15 protein-coding genes are annotated in these 17,691 nt (G+C 70.4%); 3 read left to right on the top strand and 12 right to left on the bottom strand.

The features are described from left to right. From R9Z33_RS03820 to R9Z33_RS03830, 3 genes are read right to left on the bottom strand one after another with little or no spacing between them, the layout of a single operon-like run. Positions 1 to 816 (bottom strand): carbohydrate ABC transporter permease, encoded by an 816-nt coding sequence (locus R9Z33_RS03820; RefSeq protein ID WP_318649976.1) that lies wholly within the window; start codon positions 814 to 816, stop codon positions 1 to 3. Further along, a complete protein-coding gene (locus R9Z33_RS03825) occupies positions 809 to 1,714 on the bottom strand; it encodes a carbohydrate ABC transporter permease (protein ID WP_318649977.1) in 906 nt (301 codons plus the stop codon). The genes R9Z33_RS03820 and R9Z33_RS03825 overlap by 8 nt, the downstream gene beginning before the upstream one ends. Next, complete coding sequence (locus tag R9Z33_RS03830; protein WP_318649978.1) at positions 1,707 to 2,768, bottom strand: ABC transporter ATP-binding protein; 1,062 nt, start codon at positions 2,766 to 2,768, stop codon at positions 1,707 to 1,709. Before R9Z33_RS03830 ends, R9Z33_RS03825 begins: the two co-directional genes overlap by 8 nt. Positions 2,769 to 3,556: 788 nt before the next feature. On the opposite strand from R9Z33_RS03830, the gene R9Z33_RS03835 reads away from it, so the two are divergent. The 3 genes from R9Z33_RS03835 to R9Z33_RS03845 all read left to right on the top strand — a co-directional run bounded on the left by R9Z33_RS03835 (position 3,557) and on the right by R9Z33_RS03845 (position 9,564). After that, positions 3,557 to 4,537: a helix-turn-helix domain-containing protein gene (locus R9Z33_RS03835; protein ID WP_318649979.1), complete on the top strand. Its 981-nt coding sequence runs from the start codon at positions 3,557 to 3,559 to the stop codon at positions 4,535 to 4,537. 126 nt (positions 4,538 to 4,663) lie between these two features. Then, entirely contained in the window at positions 4,664 to 7,147 is a 2,484-nt protein-coding gene (locus tag R9Z33_RS03840; RefSeq protein WP_318649980.1) for an arylsulfatase, read from the top strand. Between the two features lie 44 nt (positions 7,148 to 7,191). Continuing rightward, the gene (locus R9Z33_RS03845) at positions 7,192 to 9,564 is read left to right on the top strand and encodes a tetratricopeptide repeat protein (protein ID WP_318649981.1); all 2,373 of its coding nucleotides are present in this window, start codon (positions 7,192 to 7,194) and stop codon (positions 9,562 to 9,564) included. Between the two features lie 24 nt (positions 9,565 to 9,588). On the opposite strand, the gene R9Z33_RS03850 is transcribed toward R9Z33_RS03845, so the two are convergent. The 9 genes from R9Z33_RS03850 to R9Z33_RS03890 are packed head-to-tail and all read right to left on the bottom strand — an operon-like array spanning position 9,589 to position 17,622. Then, positions 9,589 to 10,842, bottom strand: a complete 1,254-nt coding sequence (locus R9Z33_RS03850; RefSeq protein ID WP_318649982.1) for a TRAP transporter large permease — start codon at positions 10,840 to 10,842, stop codon at positions 9,589 to 9,591. Next, positions 10,839 to 11,351, bottom strand: a complete 513-nt coding sequence (locus R9Z33_RS03855) for a TRAP transporter small permease (RefSeq protein WP_318649983.1) — start codon at positions 11,349 to 11,351, stop codon at positions 10,839 to 10,841. The genes R9Z33_RS03850 and R9Z33_RS03855 overlap by 4 nt, the downstream gene beginning before the upstream one ends. A 16-nt stretch (positions 11,352 to 11,367) precedes the next feature. Then, positions 11,368 to 12,357, bottom strand: a complete 990-nt coding sequence (locus R9Z33_RS03860) for a TRAP transporter substrate-binding protein (protein WP_318649984.1) — start codon at positions 12,355 to 12,357, stop codon at positions 11,368 to 11,370. A 41-nt stretch (positions 12,358 to 12,398) separates the two neighbouring features. After that, on the bottom strand, positions 12,399 to 12,695 hold the full coding sequence (locus R9Z33_RS03865; protein ID WP_318649985.1) for a putative quinol monooxygenase: 297 nt from the start codon (positions 12,693 to 12,695) through the stop codon (positions 12,399 to 12,401). After that, positions 12,692 to 14,041, bottom strand: a complete 1,350-nt coding sequence (locus tag R9Z33_RS03870; RefSeq protein ID WP_318649986.1) for an NAD(P)H-dependent oxidoreductase — start codon at positions 14,039 to 14,041, stop codon at positions 12,692 to 12,694. Before R9Z33_RS03870 ends, R9Z33_RS03865 begins: the two co-directional genes overlap by 4 nt. Before the next feature lie 50 nt (positions 14,042 to 14,091). Beyond that, on the bottom strand, positions 14,092 to 15,018 hold the full coding sequence (locus R9Z33_RS03875; RefSeq protein ID WP_318649987.1) for a LysR substrate-binding domain-containing protein: 927 nt from the start codon (positions 15,016 to 15,018) through the stop codon (positions 14,092 to 14,094). Further along, on the bottom strand, positions 15,018 to 16,040 hold the full coding sequence (locus R9Z33_RS03880) for a transketolase family protein (RefSeq protein WP_318649988.1): 1,023 nt from the start codon (positions 16,038 to 16,040) through the stop codon (positions 15,018 to 15,020). Before R9Z33_RS03880 ends, R9Z33_RS03875 begins: the two co-directional genes overlap by 1 nt. Further along, positions 16,037 to 16,873, bottom strand: coding sequence for a transketolase (locus R9Z33_RS03885; RefSeq protein ID WP_318649989.1), 837 nt, complete (start codon positions 16,871 to 16,873; stop codon positions 16,037 to 16,039). The genes R9Z33_RS03880 and R9Z33_RS03885 overlap by 4 nt, the downstream gene beginning before the upstream one ends. Continuing rightward, a complete protein-coding gene (locus R9Z33_RS03890; RefSeq protein ID WP_318649990.1) occupies positions 16,873 to 17,622 on the bottom strand; it encodes an SDR family NAD(P)-dependent oxidoreductase in 750 nt (249 codons plus the stop codon). The genes R9Z33_RS03885 and R9Z33_RS03890 overlap by 1 nt, the downstream gene beginning before the upstream one ends. Positions 17,623 to 17,691: the final 69 nt, after the last annotated feature.

Raw genomic sequence — 17,691 nt, forward strand, 5'->3', positions numbered from 1 at the left:
TCATTTCACGCCCGTCATCGTCACGCCCGAGATGAAGGCGCGCTGGGCGAGCAGGAAGGCGAGGGCAAGGGGCGCGGTCACCACCGTGGCGGCCGCCATCAGCGGCCCGAAGGAGGTGCCCGCCTCGGCATTCGAGAAGAAGGCGATGCCGAGGGGCGGCGTCATCAGGTGTTCCTCCTGCACCGCGATCAGCGGCCAGAAGAACTCGTTCCAGTTCCAGATGAAGGAGAGGCAGGCGAAGGCCGCGATGGCGGGTGCGGCGGTCGGCAGCATGATCCGCCAAACGATGGCCCATTCGGACAGCCCGTCCATCCGCGCCGCCGCGATCAGGTCATCGGGCACGGTGCGGAAGAATTGCCGCATCAGGAAAATGCCGAACACCGAGATGGTGGAGGGCAGGATGATGGCGGCGTAGGTGTTGAGCAGCCCGAGCTGCCACAGCCCGATATAGAGCGGGATGGCCGGCACCTGCGGCGGGATCAGCAGGGCCAGCACCACCAGCGCGAAGGCCGCCTCGCGCCCACGCCAGCGCAGCTTGGCCAGGGCATAGGCCATGGGCAGCGCGGTGATGGCCTGGGCGGCGAAGATGCAGAGCGTGACGAAGAGCCCGTTCGCCATGAAGCGCGCCAGCGGCACCTTGGTGAAGGCGGCCGTGTAGTTCTCGACTGCGTGCCATTGCGTGGGCAGGAGTGCGAATTGCGGTGAAAACACCTCGCCCGGCGGCTTCAGCGAGATGGACAGCATGATGACGAAGGGCGCCAGCATGGCCACGGCACCGGCCAGCAGCACGAGATGTGTCAGCGCGCGCCTAACCATAATGCGCCCGCCGATCCAGGATCACGGTCTGCGCCAGGGTGATGGCGAGGGTGAGGAGCAGGAACACCATCGTGATGGCGGCGCCATAGGCCGAGCGCAGGAAGGTGAAGCCCTGCTGCACCATGGTGAAGAGCAGCACCTCGGTGGATTTCGAGGGCCCGCCCTCGGTCAGCACCTGGACCGTGTCGAAGACCTGGAAGCTACGGATGGCGGTGATGGCGACGACGAAGACCAGTGCCGGGCCCAGCATCGGCCAGGTCACGCGGCGGAAACGCTCCCAGGTGCCATCGGCGCCATCCATCGCCAGCGCCTCGTACAGATCAGGCGGGATGGCTTTCAGCCCCGCCATGAACAGCACCATGGCCAGGCCGAGATTCTGCCAGACGCCGATGGCGGCCAGCGCGAACAAGGCCGTGTCCGGGTTCTGCAGCCAGTCGGCGGTGGGCAGGCCCAGGGCCCGGAAGACCTGATTCACGAAGCCCACACTGGGGTGGAACATGAACTCCCAGACCAGCGCCATGGCCAGCAGCGTGCTGGCCACCGGCAGGAAATAGGCGGCGCGATAGAAGCCGCGCAGCTTGGGCCCCACGCTCTCGATCGCGACGGCGGCGAGGAGCCCGAGCATTACCGTGGCGGGCACCGAGATGCCGACATAGATCACCGTGTTGCGCAGGCTGATCCAGAACACCCGGTCGCCCCACATCTCCTCGTAGTTGTCGAGGCCGGCGAAGCGGATCTGCGGCTCGCCGAAATTCCAGTCGGTGAGCGAGAGCAGGCCGACCGCGACGGCTGGGCCCAGCAGCATGAGCCACATCAGGATGAGGGCCGGCAGCGCCAGCAGCGTGCCGGCCAGCGCCTCTGCGCGCCGGGGGCTGGGTGGGCGTCGCGGATCAGCCAAGCGCGGCCTCCCGCAGCGCGGCCTGCAGGGGCAGCCGCCGGCCATCCGGGCCGAACAGCACCGCCTTGCGCACGGCCAGCCGCAGGGCCTGCCCCGCGAGCATCCCCCGCGCCGCGTCAGGTGCGAGCCGCAGCACCGCGCCACCCTCGAGGTGGCACAGGGTCTCGGCGCCCAGATGCTCGATCAGCGCGATGACGCCAGGGATGCCGTGGCCGGCCGGCACCCAGCCCTCGGGCCGGACGCCTAGCATCACCGGACCACGCGCCGGGCTGAGCCAGGGCAGGCGGACATCACCAACCATCACCGCGCCGTCCTCGCCGACATGGGCGGGCAGCGCGTTCATGGGCGGCGAGCCGATGAAGCGGGCGACCTCCAGACTGGCCGGCTCGTCATAGAGCTCCTGCGGCGGCGCCAATTGCAGCACGCGGCCGGCCTGCATCACCGCCACGCGGTCGGCCATCGCCATCGCCTCACCCTGGTCATGGGTGACGTAGAGGGTGGTGACGCCGAGCCTGCGGGTGAGCGCCACGATCTCGGCCCGCGCCTCCGCCCGCAGGCGCGCATCGAGGTTGGACAGCGGCTCATCCATCAGGAAGGCCGCGGGGCTGCGAACCATCGCGCGGGCCAGGGCCACGCGCTGGCGCTGCCCGCCGGAGAGTTGCGCCGGCTTGCGGGCGAGCAGCGGCGCGAGACCGAGCGGCGCCGCGACGGCCGCGACATCGGCCGCGATCGCCTGGCGCGCCGCGCCCGACCAAATCCGCCCCAGCACCGGAATGCGCTGGATCGCCGACATCCGGCGCATCTCCAGCGGGAGGGCGATGTTCTGGCCGACGGTCATGTAGGGGTAGAGGGCGTAGCTCTGAAACACCATGGCGAGGTCCCGCGCCTTGGGGGGCAGCGCATCCACGCGGCGGTCACCGATCAGCACCTCGCCGGCATCGGCGGTTTCCAATCCGGCGAGGATCCGCAGCAGGGTGGATTTGCCACAGCCGGACGCGCCCAGGATGGCGACGAACTCGCCCTCGGAGACGTCGAGCGTGACGTCCCGCAACACAGGTGTGGCACCGAAGCTCTTCTGGATGCCTCGCAACAAAACGCCCGGCACAAGCACCCTCCCACCCATCAGGTTGCGAGGCGGGGGTAGGGCAGGGGCATGTCACCGATGCTGCGAATGGAAGAAGCTTTGGCGACAGGCGGTGGCGTGTATCCCGCCTGCCTCCACCTCTTCCGGATTCATCCGCGAAGCTTGAGAGGCTTCAGCGAAGCCAGCCCCCGTGCCGCACCCGGCCCAGACACCTCCTGGCGGGAGGCCGTGGCCATCCCCGGCATCCTGTGGTCCAGCGCCTCACTCCGCTTCCGCATCCCGGTCCATGCCCTCCGGATGATCGCGATGGCGCCGCCGGCGCCGGGCAGCGTGCAGCCGACCCGCCCATCCGTCGGGCAATCGCTGTCGCGCGCGGGCTGGTCCTGCGGGTGCGGATGGCGAACCGGGCTGAGGATCACCGCGGCGGCGTGTTCGGCGATGGATTCGGGCCAATGGGCCGGCACTCGGATGCGCTCCTTGGCCTCCGGCCGTCCCCCCTTCAATCGATCCCGATGCACGACCCAGGCCTCCCTGACCCCAACGGGTCACGTGCGTCTCGGCGTCCTGCGACGCCAGAACGGCCGGAGAGCCAGCCTTTCAAGCAGTCGGCCGGGCGAAGCACATTTATCCATGCGGTCAGCCCCATGGACGGGCTAAACAAGCATGAGGCTCTGCGCATCGAAGGCGAGGCGAACAACCTCATCCGGATGCGTTGAGGACCGAGCTGCCGCCACCAAGGCACGAGGGAGGAAAGCCGCATGCTGCGTGCAGCCGGAGAGGAAGCCGCCGTCGGCTTCCGCCGCTTCGCCGAGCCGGAGGATTTCGCGGCCGACCTGCTCGGTGGGCAGTTCGAGTATCTGCCCATTCCGGGCCGCCCCTTCTCGGGCACGCTTCGCGTCCTGCGCCTCGGCGATACCGTGATCCAGCTCGCCGAGGACGGCGCCCATATCGCGCGCGCCGCCTTCGACCCCGGCATCGTCGGGCTGGTGTTTCCGCGCCGCTGCCATGGCGTTCCCCCCACCCTGAACGGCACGCCACTCCAGCCCATGCAGGTGCTCCTTGCGCCCGGTGGCGCCGAGTTCCTCGCGCAGGCGCCCGACCCGCTCGAATGGGGGGCGATCGCCCTGCCGGCGAGCGACCTGGAGGAGCTTGCCGAGTTGACGTCGATCCCCGGCCGCGCCACCGGCTCGACCCGCCTTCTGGCGCTCGACCCGGTCGCCGCCGAGGCCCTTGCCGCCGCTTATGCCGGCGCCGCGGCGCTGGTGGATGCCCCGCCCGAGATCCTGGGGCGCCCGGATTGTGCGCGGGTCCTGGCGCTGTCCATGCGCGAGCTGGTCGCGTCGGCCCTGACCAACGATGCCGTCGCGGGCCCGCCGGGACGCGCCACGCGCGAGGCCCTGCGCGTGGTGCGCGGCGCCGAGGAGTTCCTGCGCGTTCACCTCGCCCGGCCGATCAGCCGTGACGAGCTGTGCGTGGCGCTCGCCGTGTCGCGGCGCAAGCTGCAGGATGCCTTCGTGGCTGTCGTCGGGATGAGTCCCGCCGCCTACCTGAAGATGCGCCGCCTGGTGCTGGCCCGTCGCGCCCTGCTGGATGCGGAGGGCGGCACGCCGCAGGTGAAGTCGGTCGCGCTGTCGCACGGCTTCTGGCACTTCGGTTACTTCGCCCGGGATTATCGCGGGCTTTTCGGCGAGACCCCATCACAGACCCTGGCGCGGCGGCATGGCCCGAAAAGCGCCTGAGTTTGCCCGATCTGGATAGTGAGACCTCCTACCGACCACGAAGGCGGTATGGGACAGTTTCGTGGAGCCGGGCGACATCTCCACCGATCGACTTGGTCGCCGGGCCTGCCAGTGGAGCAAGAACCGATGATCAGGTTGAGAACGACGGCCCGCGGGCTGCTCTGGGCTGGATTGGCGATGGTCGCCGTGACCGCGGGGGCTGCGGCCCAGGAGATCCGCGGCACGCCCGGCGCCCCCGATGCCGTGATGACGCCGAACAGCTTCAGCCTGCCGGCGCCGACACCCCCCTTCACCGGCGCGATCATGCCCAATGTGGGTGACAGCCAGCTCGCCTGGCCGCCACAGATCGCCGCGCCCGAAGGGGCGCCCAATGTCCTCGTCATCCTGACCGATGATGTCGGCTTCGGCGCGCCCTCCACCTTCGGCGGCGTCGTTCCCACGCCCGCGCTGGAGCGCGTGGCGCAGGCCGGGCTGCGCTACACCCAGTTCCACACCACCGCGCTGTGTTCGCCCACGCGCGCCGCCCTGCTGACGGGCCGCAACCACCATTCGGTCGGCGCCGGGGTGATCTCCGAGCTGACGACCGGCTTCCCCGGCTACAACTCGATCGTCCCGCCCGAGACGGCGCATGTCGCCGCCGTGCTGCGCGAGATGGGCTACGCCACCTCGTGGTTCGGCAAGAACCACAATGTGCCCACCTGGGAATCGACGCCGGCCGGTCCGTTCCGGAACTGGCCGACCGGCCAGGGCTATGACTATTTCTACGGCTTCGTCGGCGGCGACACGAGCCAGTGGCAGCCCGGCAACCTGTTCCGCAACACCACGCCGATCCATCCGAACCTCGGCGTGCCGGGCTGGAATCTGACCACGGCGATGGCGGATGACGCCATCAACCACATCCGCCTCACCACCTCGGTGGCGCCCAACCGCCCGTGGTTCATCCACTACGCGCCAGGCGGCGCGCATGCGCCGCACCACGCGACGCCCGAATGGATCGCCCGGTTCCGCGGCCAGTTCGATGGCGGATGGGAGGTGCTGCGCCAGCGCATCTTCGACAACCAGCGCCGCCTCGGGGTGATCCCGGCCAACGCGCAGCTGCCGCCATTGCCTGAATATGTTCCGCGCTGGGAAAGCCTCTCCGACAACCAGCGCCGGCTCTATGCCCGCCAGATGGAGGTCTACGCCGCCTACCTGGCCTATACCGACCATGAGATCGGCCGGGTGATCCAGGCGGTGGAGGATGCCGGGCAGATCGACAACACCCTCATCATCTACATCAGCGGCGACAATGGCGGCAGCGCGGAAGGCGGGCCCGACGGCACGGTGAACGAGGTGGCCTGGTTCAACGGGACCTTCTTCACGGTGGACCAGATGATGCCGTTCCTCGACGCCTGGGGGAATGACCGCACCTACAACCACATGTCCATCGGCTGGACCTTCGCGCTCAACACGCCCTACCGCTGGACCAAGCAGATCGCCTCGCACCTGGGCGGCACGCGCAACGGCATGGCCATCTCCTGGCCCCGCCGCATCGCGGAGCGTGGCGGCATCCGCCACCAGTTCCACCATGTCATCGACGTGGTGCCGACCATCCTCGAGGCGGCCGGCATCCGGGCGCCCAACATGGTGAACGGCGTCCCGCAGCGCCCGATCGAGGGCGTCAGCATGGCCTATACCTTCGACGCGGCGAACCGCGACGCGCCATCCCGCCGCCGTACGCAATATTTCGAGATCATGGGCAACCGCGCCATCTATCACGAGGGCTGGATGGCCAGCACCACGCCGCCCGTGCCGCCCTGGGATTCGCAATCCCCCAAGCCGGCCGACGTGACCAACGGCTACCGCTGGGAGCTCTACAACCTCGCCGAGGACCCGACGCAGATGAACGATCTGGCCGCGCGGGAACCGGCACGGCTGCGCGCGCTGCAGGACCTGTTCCTGACGGAGGCGACGCGCTTCCAGGTGCTGCCGCTCGACAATTCCACGCTGACACGGCTGATCTCGGCGCGGCCCGGTCCGGCCGCGGGGCGCCGCCAGTTCACCTATACCGGCCCCGTCAGCTCGATCCAGGGCAGCGCGGCGCCGAGTCTGCTCAACCGCTCCTACCGCGTCACCGCCGAGATCGAGGTGCCGCCGGGTGGGGCGAATGGCGTGCTGGTGACGCAGGGTGGCCGCTTCTCGGGCTATGCCTTCTACCTCGTCCAGGGGCGCCCGGTGTTCAACTGGAACTTCCTCGGCACGCAGAACCACCGCTGGGAGGGGCCGACGGCGCTGCCGCCGGGCCGGCACACGCTGGTCTTCGACTGGCAGATGCAGCCGGAGGGTATGCCCTTCGGGCGCGGCGGCACCGGCACGCTGACCGTCAACGGCACGCAGGTGGCGCAGCGCGCGCTGCAGAACACGCTGCCCTTCACCGTCGCCTGGGACGAGACCTTCGACGTGGGCCTCGACACCGGCACCTCCGTGGATGACCGCGACTACACCTCGCCCAACCCCTTCACGGGGCGGATCCGGCGGCTGACCATCGACCTCGGCGAGAGCACCATCACGCCGGCCTCGCTGCGGATCTTGGAAGAGGAGATGGCACGACGCCAGCGACGGCCGAACTGAGCCGGGACCCGCGGCCGCCCGCCGGCCCGATGTCGGAGCCGAAGATGGCCGCCAGGCTTCCTGGCCCCGTTCCGGCGCCGACGGCCGCTCGGCGCCTGGCGGGCAGCCTGGCGCTGCTGGCGATGATCCTGCTGCCCTTCGTGATCGCGGCGCTGGTCACGGTGCCGGCGGAGCCCAGGGCGCGCGAGGCGGAGCGCGCGGGCTTCGTCGGTTCGGCCACATGCGGCGGCTGCCATGCGCGGGAACATGCCGATTGGCAGGCGAGCGATCACGCGCGCGCCATGGCGGCGGCCACGCCCGCGACCGTGCTGGGCGACTTCTCCAGCCGCAGCGTGACCGATGGGCGGCACAGCGCCACCTTCCTGCGCGATGGGGCCCGCTGGCTGGTCCGGACCGATGGTCCTGGCGGCGACGTCGCCGATGTCGAGGTGACCGAGACCTTCGGCGCCGATCCGCTGCAGCAATACCTCGTCCTCATGCCGGATGGGCGCCGCCAGGTGCTGCCCTGGGCCTGGGACAGCCGCCCGCGCGAGGATGGCGGGCAGCGCTGGTATCACCTGCTGCCGGAGGAGACGCTGCGCGCCGGTGATCCGCTGCACTGGACCGGACGTGACCAGAACTGGAACTTCATGTGCGCCTCCTGCCACTCGACCGGCCTGGTGCGCGGCTATGACGCAGCGCGCGACCGCTACGAGACGCGCTGGACGGAGATCAGCGTCGGCTGCGAATCCTGCCATGGCCGTGGCGCCGCCCATGTCGCCTGGGCGCGCGATGGCGCGCGCCCAGGCGTTCTCCATCGCGGGCTCGAGGTCGTGTTGCGCGATCGCTCCGGCGGCGGCTGGCGCTTCCTGGAGGGCGACGCGCGCGGCATCGCGCGCTGGGACGGCCCGCCGCGCCAGGCGACCCAGGCCGGCGTGGAGACCTGCGCGCCCTGCCATGCGCGCGCGCGCCCGCTGGTGGCCGATCCGCTGCCCGGGCAGCGCTTCCTGGACACCCATGCGCCGCTGCTTTTGGCGCGCGGCGAATACCATGCGGATGGCCAGATCCAGGGCGAGGTCTTCGAATGGGGCAGCTTCGCGCAGAGCCGGATGCAGCGCGCCGGCGTGGTCTGCGCGGATTGCCACCAGCCGCATAGCGGCAGGCTGCGGGCGGAGGGCAATGCAGTCTGCACGCAATGCCACCTGCCCAGCCGCTTCGAGGCTGCGGAGCATCATCGCCACGCAGCGGGCGGGGCGGGTGCGCGATGCGTGTCCTGCCACATGCCGGCAGTGACCTACATGGGCGTGGATCGGCGGCGCGACCACGCCTTCAGCATCCCCAGGCCCGATGTCGCGGCCACGATCGGGGCGCCCGATGTCTGCACCACCTGCCATGCGGGCCAGACCCAGGCCTGGGCGGCGACGCAGCTCGCCGCCTGGCACGGCCCCCCGCGTGGCCCGCCGCATCCCGCGCTGGCGATCCATGCTGGCCGCGAGGCCGCGCCCGGCGCCGACCAGGCGCTGGCCCGGCTCGCGCTCGACCGCGCGCACCCGGCCATCCTGCGCGCCACGGCGCTGTCGCTGCTGCCCGCCCGCCCGAGCCGCGCCGTGGGCGAGGCTGTGGGCGGCACGCTGCTCGACCCCGAGCCCCTGGTGCGCGCCGCGGCCTTGCGCGCGCTGGAGGGGCTGCCGCCGCAGAACCGCTTGCACGCCGCGCGGCTCCTGTCCGACGAGGTGCGGCTGGTGCGCATCGAGGCCGCGCGCGCGCTGGCGCCGGTCCCGCCGGATGCGCTGCCCGAGGCCGCGCGCGCCGCCTTCCCGCGCGCCTGGGCGGAGTTGCTGGCCAGCGAGGGCGTGGCGGCGGAGCGACCGGAGGCGCATGTGAACATCGCGGCCCTGCTCGCCCAGCGCGGCGACCGCGCCGGGGCCGAGGCGGCGTATCGCGCCGCCCTGGCGCGCGACCCCGCCTTCCTGCCCGCGCTCGTGAACCAGGCGGCCTTCGAGGAAGCGCGCGGCCAGCCCGACGCCGCGGAGGCACTGCTGCGGCGCGCCGTGGCCGCGCACCCGGCCGATGCCGAGCCGATCTACGCGCTGGCGCTTCTGCAGGTCCGGCGGGGCCGGCTGGGCGAGGCGACCGAGGCCTTGGCGGCCGCGGCCAGGCTCGCGCCGGACAGGCCACACTATGCCTATGCCCATGCGCTCGCGCTGCATCGGCAGGGCCGCACCGACGAGGCGGTCGCCGCGCTTGCCCGCAACCCACGGCATCGCGAGAGCCTCATCGCCGCAGCCGCGCTGGAGCGTGACCGGGGAAGGCTGGCGCAGGCCGAGGCGCATGCGCGGGCCGCCCTGGCCCTCGATCCACGCGACCGGGAAGCCGCGGCCCTGCTGGCCGAGATCACCTCACGCGCGGCGCCGCCACAAGGCGCCCTCGGGCGATGAACGTCACCTCCGTCGCGGGCGGTCTCAGAACCGCAGCGTCAGCGCCGGGACGTAGCTGATCGCCAGCAGCACGCCGACGGCCACGGCGAAGAAGGGCCACATCGCCCGCACCGTCTCGCCCATCTGCGCCCGGGCGAGCGTTGACGAGATGAACAGCGTCGTCCCCACCGGCGGCGTGTAGAGGCCGATGCCGAGGTTGATCACCATCATCAGCCCGAGCTGCAGCGGATCCATGCCGATCTGCGCCGCCAGCGGCAGGAAGACCGGCGTGAGCAGCAGGATGGCCGGCGGCAGGTCGAGCGGCCCGCCGATCACCAACATGATCAGGTTCATCGCCAGGATGATGAGGATGGGATGCTGCAGGGTGAGCGAGATCCACTCGGCGAAGCGCTGCGGCACCTGGTCATAGGTGAGGATCCAGGAGGCCGCCGCGCTGCCCATGATCACCAGCATGACGATGCCGGTGGCGACGCCGGCATCCACGAAGGCCCGCAGGAAGCGCCGCCAGGTCATGTCGCGGTAGATCAGGATGGAGGCGGCCAGCGCGTAGAACACCGCCATCACCGCGATCTCGGTCGGTGTCGCGAAGCCGAAGCGCAGCGCCAGAAGGATCAGGATGGGCAGCAGCAGCGCGGGCGAGGCCAGCAGCGCGAGGCGCGCGAGGCGCTTCAGGTCGAGCCGCGCATCCGCCTCGGGCGGGCGGCCCTTCCACCAGCAGACCGCCATGAAGCCGCCCGCCATCATCAGCCCCGGCAGCACGCCCGCCAGGAAGAGCGCGCCCACCGAGACGCCGGAGACGACGGAGAAGAGGATCATCGGGATGGAGGGCGGGATCAGGATGTCGATCACAGAGGAGGTCGCGTTGTTCGCCGCGCAAAGCCCGGGCGCATAGCCCAGCCGCTTTTGCCAGGGGATCATCACCGAGCCCAGCGCGGAGGCGTTGGCGACGGCCGAACCCGAGACGCCGCCAAACACGACCGAGCCCACCACCGTCGCCTGCAGGGGGCCGCCGCGGAAGGGCAGCATCGCCTCGCCGGCAAAGCGCAGCAGCTCCTGTCCCAGGCGGCCATCCATCATCAGCGCGCCGGCCAGGATGAAGAAGGGCAAGGCGAGCATGGGGAAGGACTGGGTCTGCGCGAACATCTGCTGCGCCACCAGCATCAGCGGCATCTGCCCGTCCCACATCACGGCGAGGCCCGAGGCGATGACCAGCGCATGCGCCACCGGAAGCGCCGCCGCCATGAGGCCGAGGAAGGCCAGAACGAGGACGAGGCTCATGTCACGCTGGTCTCCCCGGCGTCGCGCGGCAGGCCTTCGGGGCCGAGCAGCGCGACGCGCAGCATGTTGGTCGCCGTGCCGAGCACCAGCAGCACGCAGCCCGAAGCCACCGCCCAATAGCCATGCGCGCCGGAGAGGCCGAGCACGGGCGACCGCTCGATCGCGGCGATCTCCGCCACCTCGAGGGAGGATTGCGCCAGCATCACATAGGCCGCGATGACCAGCGCGTGCCCCGCCAGCAGCAGCGCCTGCGCGGCGCGGCGCGGCATGAGGTAGAGCGCGGTCTCCACGGCCACATGCCCGCCCGTCTGCACCGCCAGCCCCACGCCTGCCATGATGAACCAGGGAAACAGGCGCTCCGGCACCTCCTGTGCCCAGTCGAACCCGCCCGTGTCGAAGATGTAGCGGGCGATGACATTGGCGCCGAGCGCCACCATCAGGGCGATGCCGGTGATCACCAGCACCAGCTGGCACAGCCCGCGCACGGCCGCGTCCAGCGTCCCGGCCATGCGCAGGCCGCCCATTTCAGGAGACCGCGCTGCGCAGTTGCCGCACGAAGCCGCCGATGGGGCGGGTCTGCCAGGCATCGAGCACGCCCGCGGTGGCGGCTCGGAAGGCGGCCTGGTCGGCCACATTCACCTCGACCGAGGACATGCCGCGATATTCCGCCAGAAGCTGCACATCGGCCTGCTGCATCAGCATCCGGTTGTGCTGCGTCGCCTCCCGCGCGGCCTGGGTGACAAGCGCGCGATCCGCCTCGTTCAGCCGCCCCCAGGCGACGCGCGAGGCGAGGAAGGGCGAGCATTCCCACTTGTGCGCCGTCAGCGAGATGAAGCGGTTCACCTCATGCAGCTTGGAGGCATGGATGTTGGCCAGCGGATTCTCCTGCCCATCCACCACACCCTGCTGGAGCGCCACATAGAGCTCGGAGAAGTTGATCTGCTGGGTGGCCGCGCCGAGCGCCTGGAAGGTGTCGATCGTCGCCGGGTCGGCCGGGGTGCGGATGCGCAGGCCACGCAGATCCTCGGGCCGATTGATCGGGCGGCGGCGGTTGGTGATGTGCCGGATCCCATTGTCCCAGAAGCCGAGCGACACGAGCCCGACGGCGCCGAGCTTCTGCCCCAGCTCCTGCCCCACCGGGCCATCCACCACGCGATAGGCGGCATTGGCGTCGGGGAAGAGGAAGGGCAGGCCGAGGGCCGCGATCTCCGGCACGAGCGAGGAGGTCGGGCCCTGGCTGTTCACGCTCATGTCCAGCGTGCCGGTGCGCAGCGCGGTCAGCATGGCGACGTCATCACCGAGCTGCGCCGCATGGGCCACACGCATTTCGATACGGCCATTGGAGAGTTCACGCAGCCGCAGCGCCATGCGCTCGGCGGTCACGCCGCGCGGATTGGCGGCGGCGGTGCCATGCGCGAGGGTCAGCCGCACCTGCCCCTGCGCGCGCAGCGTGGTGGGCGCGGCCAGGATGGCGGTGCCGGCCAGCACGGCGCGGCGGGCGATCTTGATGTTCATTGGTGTCCTCCCTGTCTCGATGTTCGTCCCCGTTCCGGGGATCAGCTGGGTTGAAGCGATGCGAAGCGCACCGGCAATTGCTCGGCCAATGCGGGAAATCCCTCGCGGAAGCGCGCGAGGTGCGGTGTGGCGAGATGCGCGTCGAAGGCCGCGCGGTCGTCATAGATCTCGTAGAACAGCACGCGGTTTTCGACGGCGTGCAGCAGGGTCACGTCGAAGCGCCGGCAGCCGGGCTCGTCGCGCAGCGAGTGGCTGGCATCCTCGCGCGCCAGCCTGAGGAACGCGTCCAGGCAGCCGGGCTTCACCTGGAATTCCGCGAGGACGACGAAGCCGCTCATGCCGCGCGGGCCTGTCCCGGTGCGCCGCCGCGCTCCATCTCCTGCCGCAGGGCGAGCACATCGAGGTCGCGGACGATCTCGACATCGTCGAAGGAGACCAGGCTGCCCTCCGCCACCGGACGGCGGAGCTTGACGTTGTGCGCGAGGCCGATGGGCAGCGCGCGCGCGGCAAGGCTGCGCGTGGCGGGGATCGCATCGGCAAAGACGGTGAAGCCGCCCTCGCCATCCAGCATCTCGCCCGGCTGGAGGTTGCGCTTGGCGATGGAGACGGCATCGCCGCGGAATTCGCGGGGCGTGCCCGTGGGCTCGCCCCGCAGCACGGCGGAGAGGACGGAGACCGAGGTCTCCAGCCCGATCATGTGGAAGGGCCGCCACATCGAGCCATACCAGCCCGACTGGTCCACCAGCAGCCCATACTGGTTGAAGCAGGCGCGGGTATATTCGTTGTTGGCGCGGAAGGTGACGAAGACGCCGTACTGGATGTGGTTGTGCACCACGCGCCCATCCGGCTCGCGGCTGGCGGCGATGTCCACCAGGCCCGCGCGCGGCAGGCGCCCGCCCTCCGCGCGCGGCTTGAAGACCTGCGCGAGGTCATGCAGGCCGGTGGGCGGGAAGGCGAGGCCTTCATCGGGGCAGTCGAGGCCCGTGCCGTTGGCGACGGCGGCCATCTCGATCGCCGCCTTCGTGCCATCGGTGAAGGAGTTGTACATCTTCGGGTTGAAGTCGCCCTTCGCCACCTCCTCCTCGGTCCAGCCGAAGAAGCCCCAGACGGTGTCGGGCGTCGAGTGCCGGTAATGCGGCGCGAAATTCATCCCCTTGCCGGCCGAGACCAGCTCGAAGCCGCAGGAATGCACCCAGTCCACCAGCTCGCAGATGATGGCGGGCTGGTCGCCATAGGCCATGGAGTAGACGAGGCCCTTGGCGCGCGCGCGCTCTGCCAGCAGCGGGCCGCAGAGCACATCGGCCTCGACATTCACCATGATGACGTGCTTGCCGCCCTCGATGGCGGCGAGCGCGTGGCGCACGCCGGCGATGGGGTGGCCGGTGGCCTCGATGATGCACTCGATGCCGTCGAAGGCGGCCAGCGCGCCGGCGTCATCCAGCACGCAGGTGCCGCCCGTGCGATGCGCCTCTTCCAGGCTGCGCGCGGCGTAGCGCTCCTCCGGCCAGCCGACGCGGGCGAGCGAGGCGCGCGCCTTGCCCACATCCAGATCGGCGACACCCACCACGTGGAAGCCCGGGATGCGCTGCGCCTGGGCCAGCACCATGGAGCCGAACTTGCCCGCGCCGATCAGGCCCACCCGCACCGGGCGGCCGCGCGCAGCCAGCAACGTCGAAAGATTCATCGTGTCCTCCCTCAGTCTTTCGTCGCGGTGAGGCTAGGCGGCGCGATCCATTAGGAACAAACGAGTTTTTTGGCGGCTTGCTTCAGTTTTTCTAATGATTCACGCTCCCAGGTACGCGCTTCGGCGCGCAGCCAATCGGCGAAGGCCTGGACCCGGCGGTGGCGCAGCCGGTCCGGCGGGCAGACCAGCCATTGCGTGGCACGGCGCATCTCCGGCGGCGCGGCCACGGGGCAGACCAGCCGCCCATCCTCCAGCGCATCGCCCAGCATCAGCGTGCTTTCCAGTGCGATCCCCATGCCGGCCATGGCGGCATCGACCGACATGTGGCTGCGATCGAAGAGCACGCGGCGGGAGGCGGGCAGGGGCAGGCCCTGCGCCGCGAACCAGGCAGCCCATTTCACCTGCGACTTCACCGAATGGATCAGCCGGTGGGCGCCGAGATCCTCCGCGCGCAGGCTGCCGGCCGCGACGAGGCCGGGGGCGCAGACCGGCAGGAAGCGCTCCTCCGCCACCGGCTCGGCCATCAGGCCGGGCCATTCGCCCTCGCCGTGGCGCACCTCGAGGTCCACGCCCTCGCGCGTGAAGTCGGTGGGTTCATTGGTCGCATCCACCCGCAACTCGATCTCGGGATGGGCGTCGAGGAAGCGGGGCAGGCGGGGCAGCAGCCACTTGGTGGCGAAGCTGGGTGTCGCGCGCACGATCAGCGATGCGGAGGAGAGCGTGCCGCGCACATACAGCGTCGCCTCGGCGATGCGCTCGACATGCGGCGCGATCATCTCGAGGTAGCGCTGGCCCGCCTCGGTCAGCGCGATGCGCCGGCCCTGGCGCGTCATCAGCGCGGTGCCGAGCTGCACCTCCAGCGCCGCGATCTGCTGTGACACGGCCGAAGGTGTCACGCCCAGCTCCATCGCCGCGCGCGTGAGGCTGCCGGCCCGCGCCGCGGCATGGAAGACGGCGATGGAGCGCAGCGGCAGCATCAGCCGAGCCACCCCTTGATGCGCCCGGCCATGGCCTCGGCCGAAATGCCGTAGCGCTCATGCAGCGTCGGCAGGGCGCCGGCGTCGAGGAAGGCGTCGGGCAGCGCGATCTGCCGGAAGCGCGGCGGGATGGTGCCCTCGTTCAGCAGCAGCGCGGCCACCGCCTCGCCCAACCCGCCGATGACGCTGTGGTTCTCCGCCACCACGGTCAGGCGCGGCTTGCGGCCGACCTCGTGCAGCAGCGTCGCCGTGTCCAGCGGCTTGATGGTCGGGCAATGCAGCACGGCCACATCCACCTGGTCGGCGGCAAGCAGCTTCGCCGTCTCCAGCGCGCGCATGGTCATGAAGCCGGAGGAGATGAGCAGCACATCCGCGCCGTCGCGCAGCAGCTTCGCGCGGCCGAGCTCGAAGCGGTAGTCATACTCGTCCAGCACCATCGGCACGTTGCCGCGCAGCAGGCGCATGTAGACGGGGCCGTCATGCGCCGCGATCTGCGGCACCGCCTGCTCAATGTCGAGCGCATCGCAGGGGTCCACGATCACGAGGTCCGGCATGCCGCGGAAGATCGCGAGATCCTCCGTCGCCTGGTGGCTCGGGCCATAGCCGGTGGTGAGGCCGGGCAGGGCGCAGCAGATCTTCACCGGCAGGCCTTCCTCGGCGATGCCCTGGCTGATGAAGTCAAAGGTGCGGCGCGAGGCGAAGGCGGCATAGGTGGTGACGAAGGGAACGAACCCCTCATGCGCGAGGCCCGCTGCCGCCAGCATCAGCAGCTGTTCCGCCATGCCCATCTGGTAGAAGCGGTCGGGATAGGCCTGCGCGAAGATGTGCAGGTCCGTGTATTTCGCGAGATCCGCCGTCAGCCCAAGGATCTCCGGCCGTGTGCGACCCAGTTCCACCAGCGCGCGGCCGAAGGGCGCGGGACTCGTGCGCTGATCCTCGCCCGCCAGCGAGGCGATCATGGCCGAGGTGGTCAGGCGTGGCCTGTTCGGATCGGCCGCGGCCATCTGCTTCTTGCGGCTCATGCGCGCTCTCCCGCATCCAGCGCGGCCAGCGCCAGCGCCCATTCATGGGCCTCGACGCGGAGGAAGTGGGACTTCTCGCGCGTTTCCAGGAAGGGCACACCCTTGGCCATCTTCGTGTCGCAGATGATGACGCGGGGCTTCGGCTCCGGCGTGTTGCGCGCCGCGTCGAAGGCGGCGACGAGGGCGGGGATGTCGTTGCCGTCCACCCGCTGCACATGCCAGCCGAAGGCCGCCCATTTGTCAGCCAGCGGCTCGAAGTTCAGCACGCCGGTGGAGACGCCATCCGCCTGCATGCGGTTCACGTCCACCAGGCAGATCAGGTTGTTCAGCTGGTAATGCCCGGCCGACATCGCGGCCTCCCAGGTCGGCCCCTCATCCAGCTCGCCATCGGACATGAGGTTGAGGACGATGCTGTCGCTGCCCTTGCGCTTCAGGCCGAGGCAGCGGCCCACGGCGATGCCGAGCCCGAGGCCCAGCGAGCCGCCGCTCATCTCCATGCCCGGCGTATAGGCGGCCATGCCGGACATGGGCAGGCGGCTGTCATCCGTACCGTAGGTCTCGATCTCGCTTTCGGGGATCACGCCGGCCTCGATCAGCCCGGCATAGAAGGCGATGGCGTAGTGGCCGATGGAGAGCAGGAAGCGGTCCCGCCCCTCCCACTCCGGATCCTCGGGCCGGTGCCGCAGCGCATGGAACCAGGCGACGGCCAGCACATCGGCGATGCCGAGCGCCTGGGCGATGTAGCCCTGGCCCTGCACCTCGCCCATCCGCAGCGCGTGGCGGCGGATGTTGCGGGCGCGCTCGGCCAGGCTCGGGGCGTTGGCGCGGGACATCAGTGGATCAGCATGCCGCCATTGACGTCGATCACCGCGCCGGTGACGTAGCCGGAGAGGTCCGAGGCGAGGAAGAGATAGATCCGCGCCACGTCGATCGCATCGCCCAGGCGGTTGAGCGGGATGCCCTTCAGGATCTCCGTCTTCATCTCGGGCGTCAGCTTGCCGCCGGTGATGTCGGTCTGGATCAGGCCCGGCGTCACGCAGTTCACGCGGATGCCATCCGGGCCCAGTTCGCGCGCCATTGCCTTGGCGAGGCCGAGCACGCCCGCCTTGGCCGCAGAGTAGTGCGGCCCGCCGAAGATACCGCCGCCGCGCTGCGCCGAGACGCTCGACATGCAGGCAATGCTGCCCTGCTTGCGGGCGCGCATATGCGGGATGAAGGCCTGGCTCAGATAGAGCACGCCCGTCATGTTCACATCCACGACACGCGCCCAGTTCTCGGGCTCGATCTCCATGATCTTCAGGGGCTGGGTGATGCCCGCATTGTTGATCAGGATGTCCACCTTGCCGAAGGTGCCGATGGCCTGCTCGGCCGCGCGGCGGCAGCTTCCGGCATCGGCCACGTCGCAGCCGATGCCGATATGGCCCGCGCCGAGTTCGGCGGCGGCGGCCTTGGCGCCGGCTTCGTCGAGGTCGAGGATGGCGATGCGCGCGCCCTGCGCGGCGAAGAGTTGCGCCGTGGCGCGGCCAATGCCGCGCAGGCTGGCGGCGCCCGAAATCACGGCGGTCTTGTCGGCGAGCAGCATGCGTTTCCCCTGGGAGTATGGTTCTTGAAGGGGATGTGACGCGCAGCCATGCTCATCCACAAGCGAGAA

The sequence above is a fragment of the Sediminicoccus rosea genome, from assembly GCF_033547095.1.
Taxonomy (GTDB): domain Bacteria; phylum Pseudomonadota; class Alphaproteobacteria; order Acetobacterales; family Acetobacteraceae; genus Roseococcus; species Roseococcus rosea.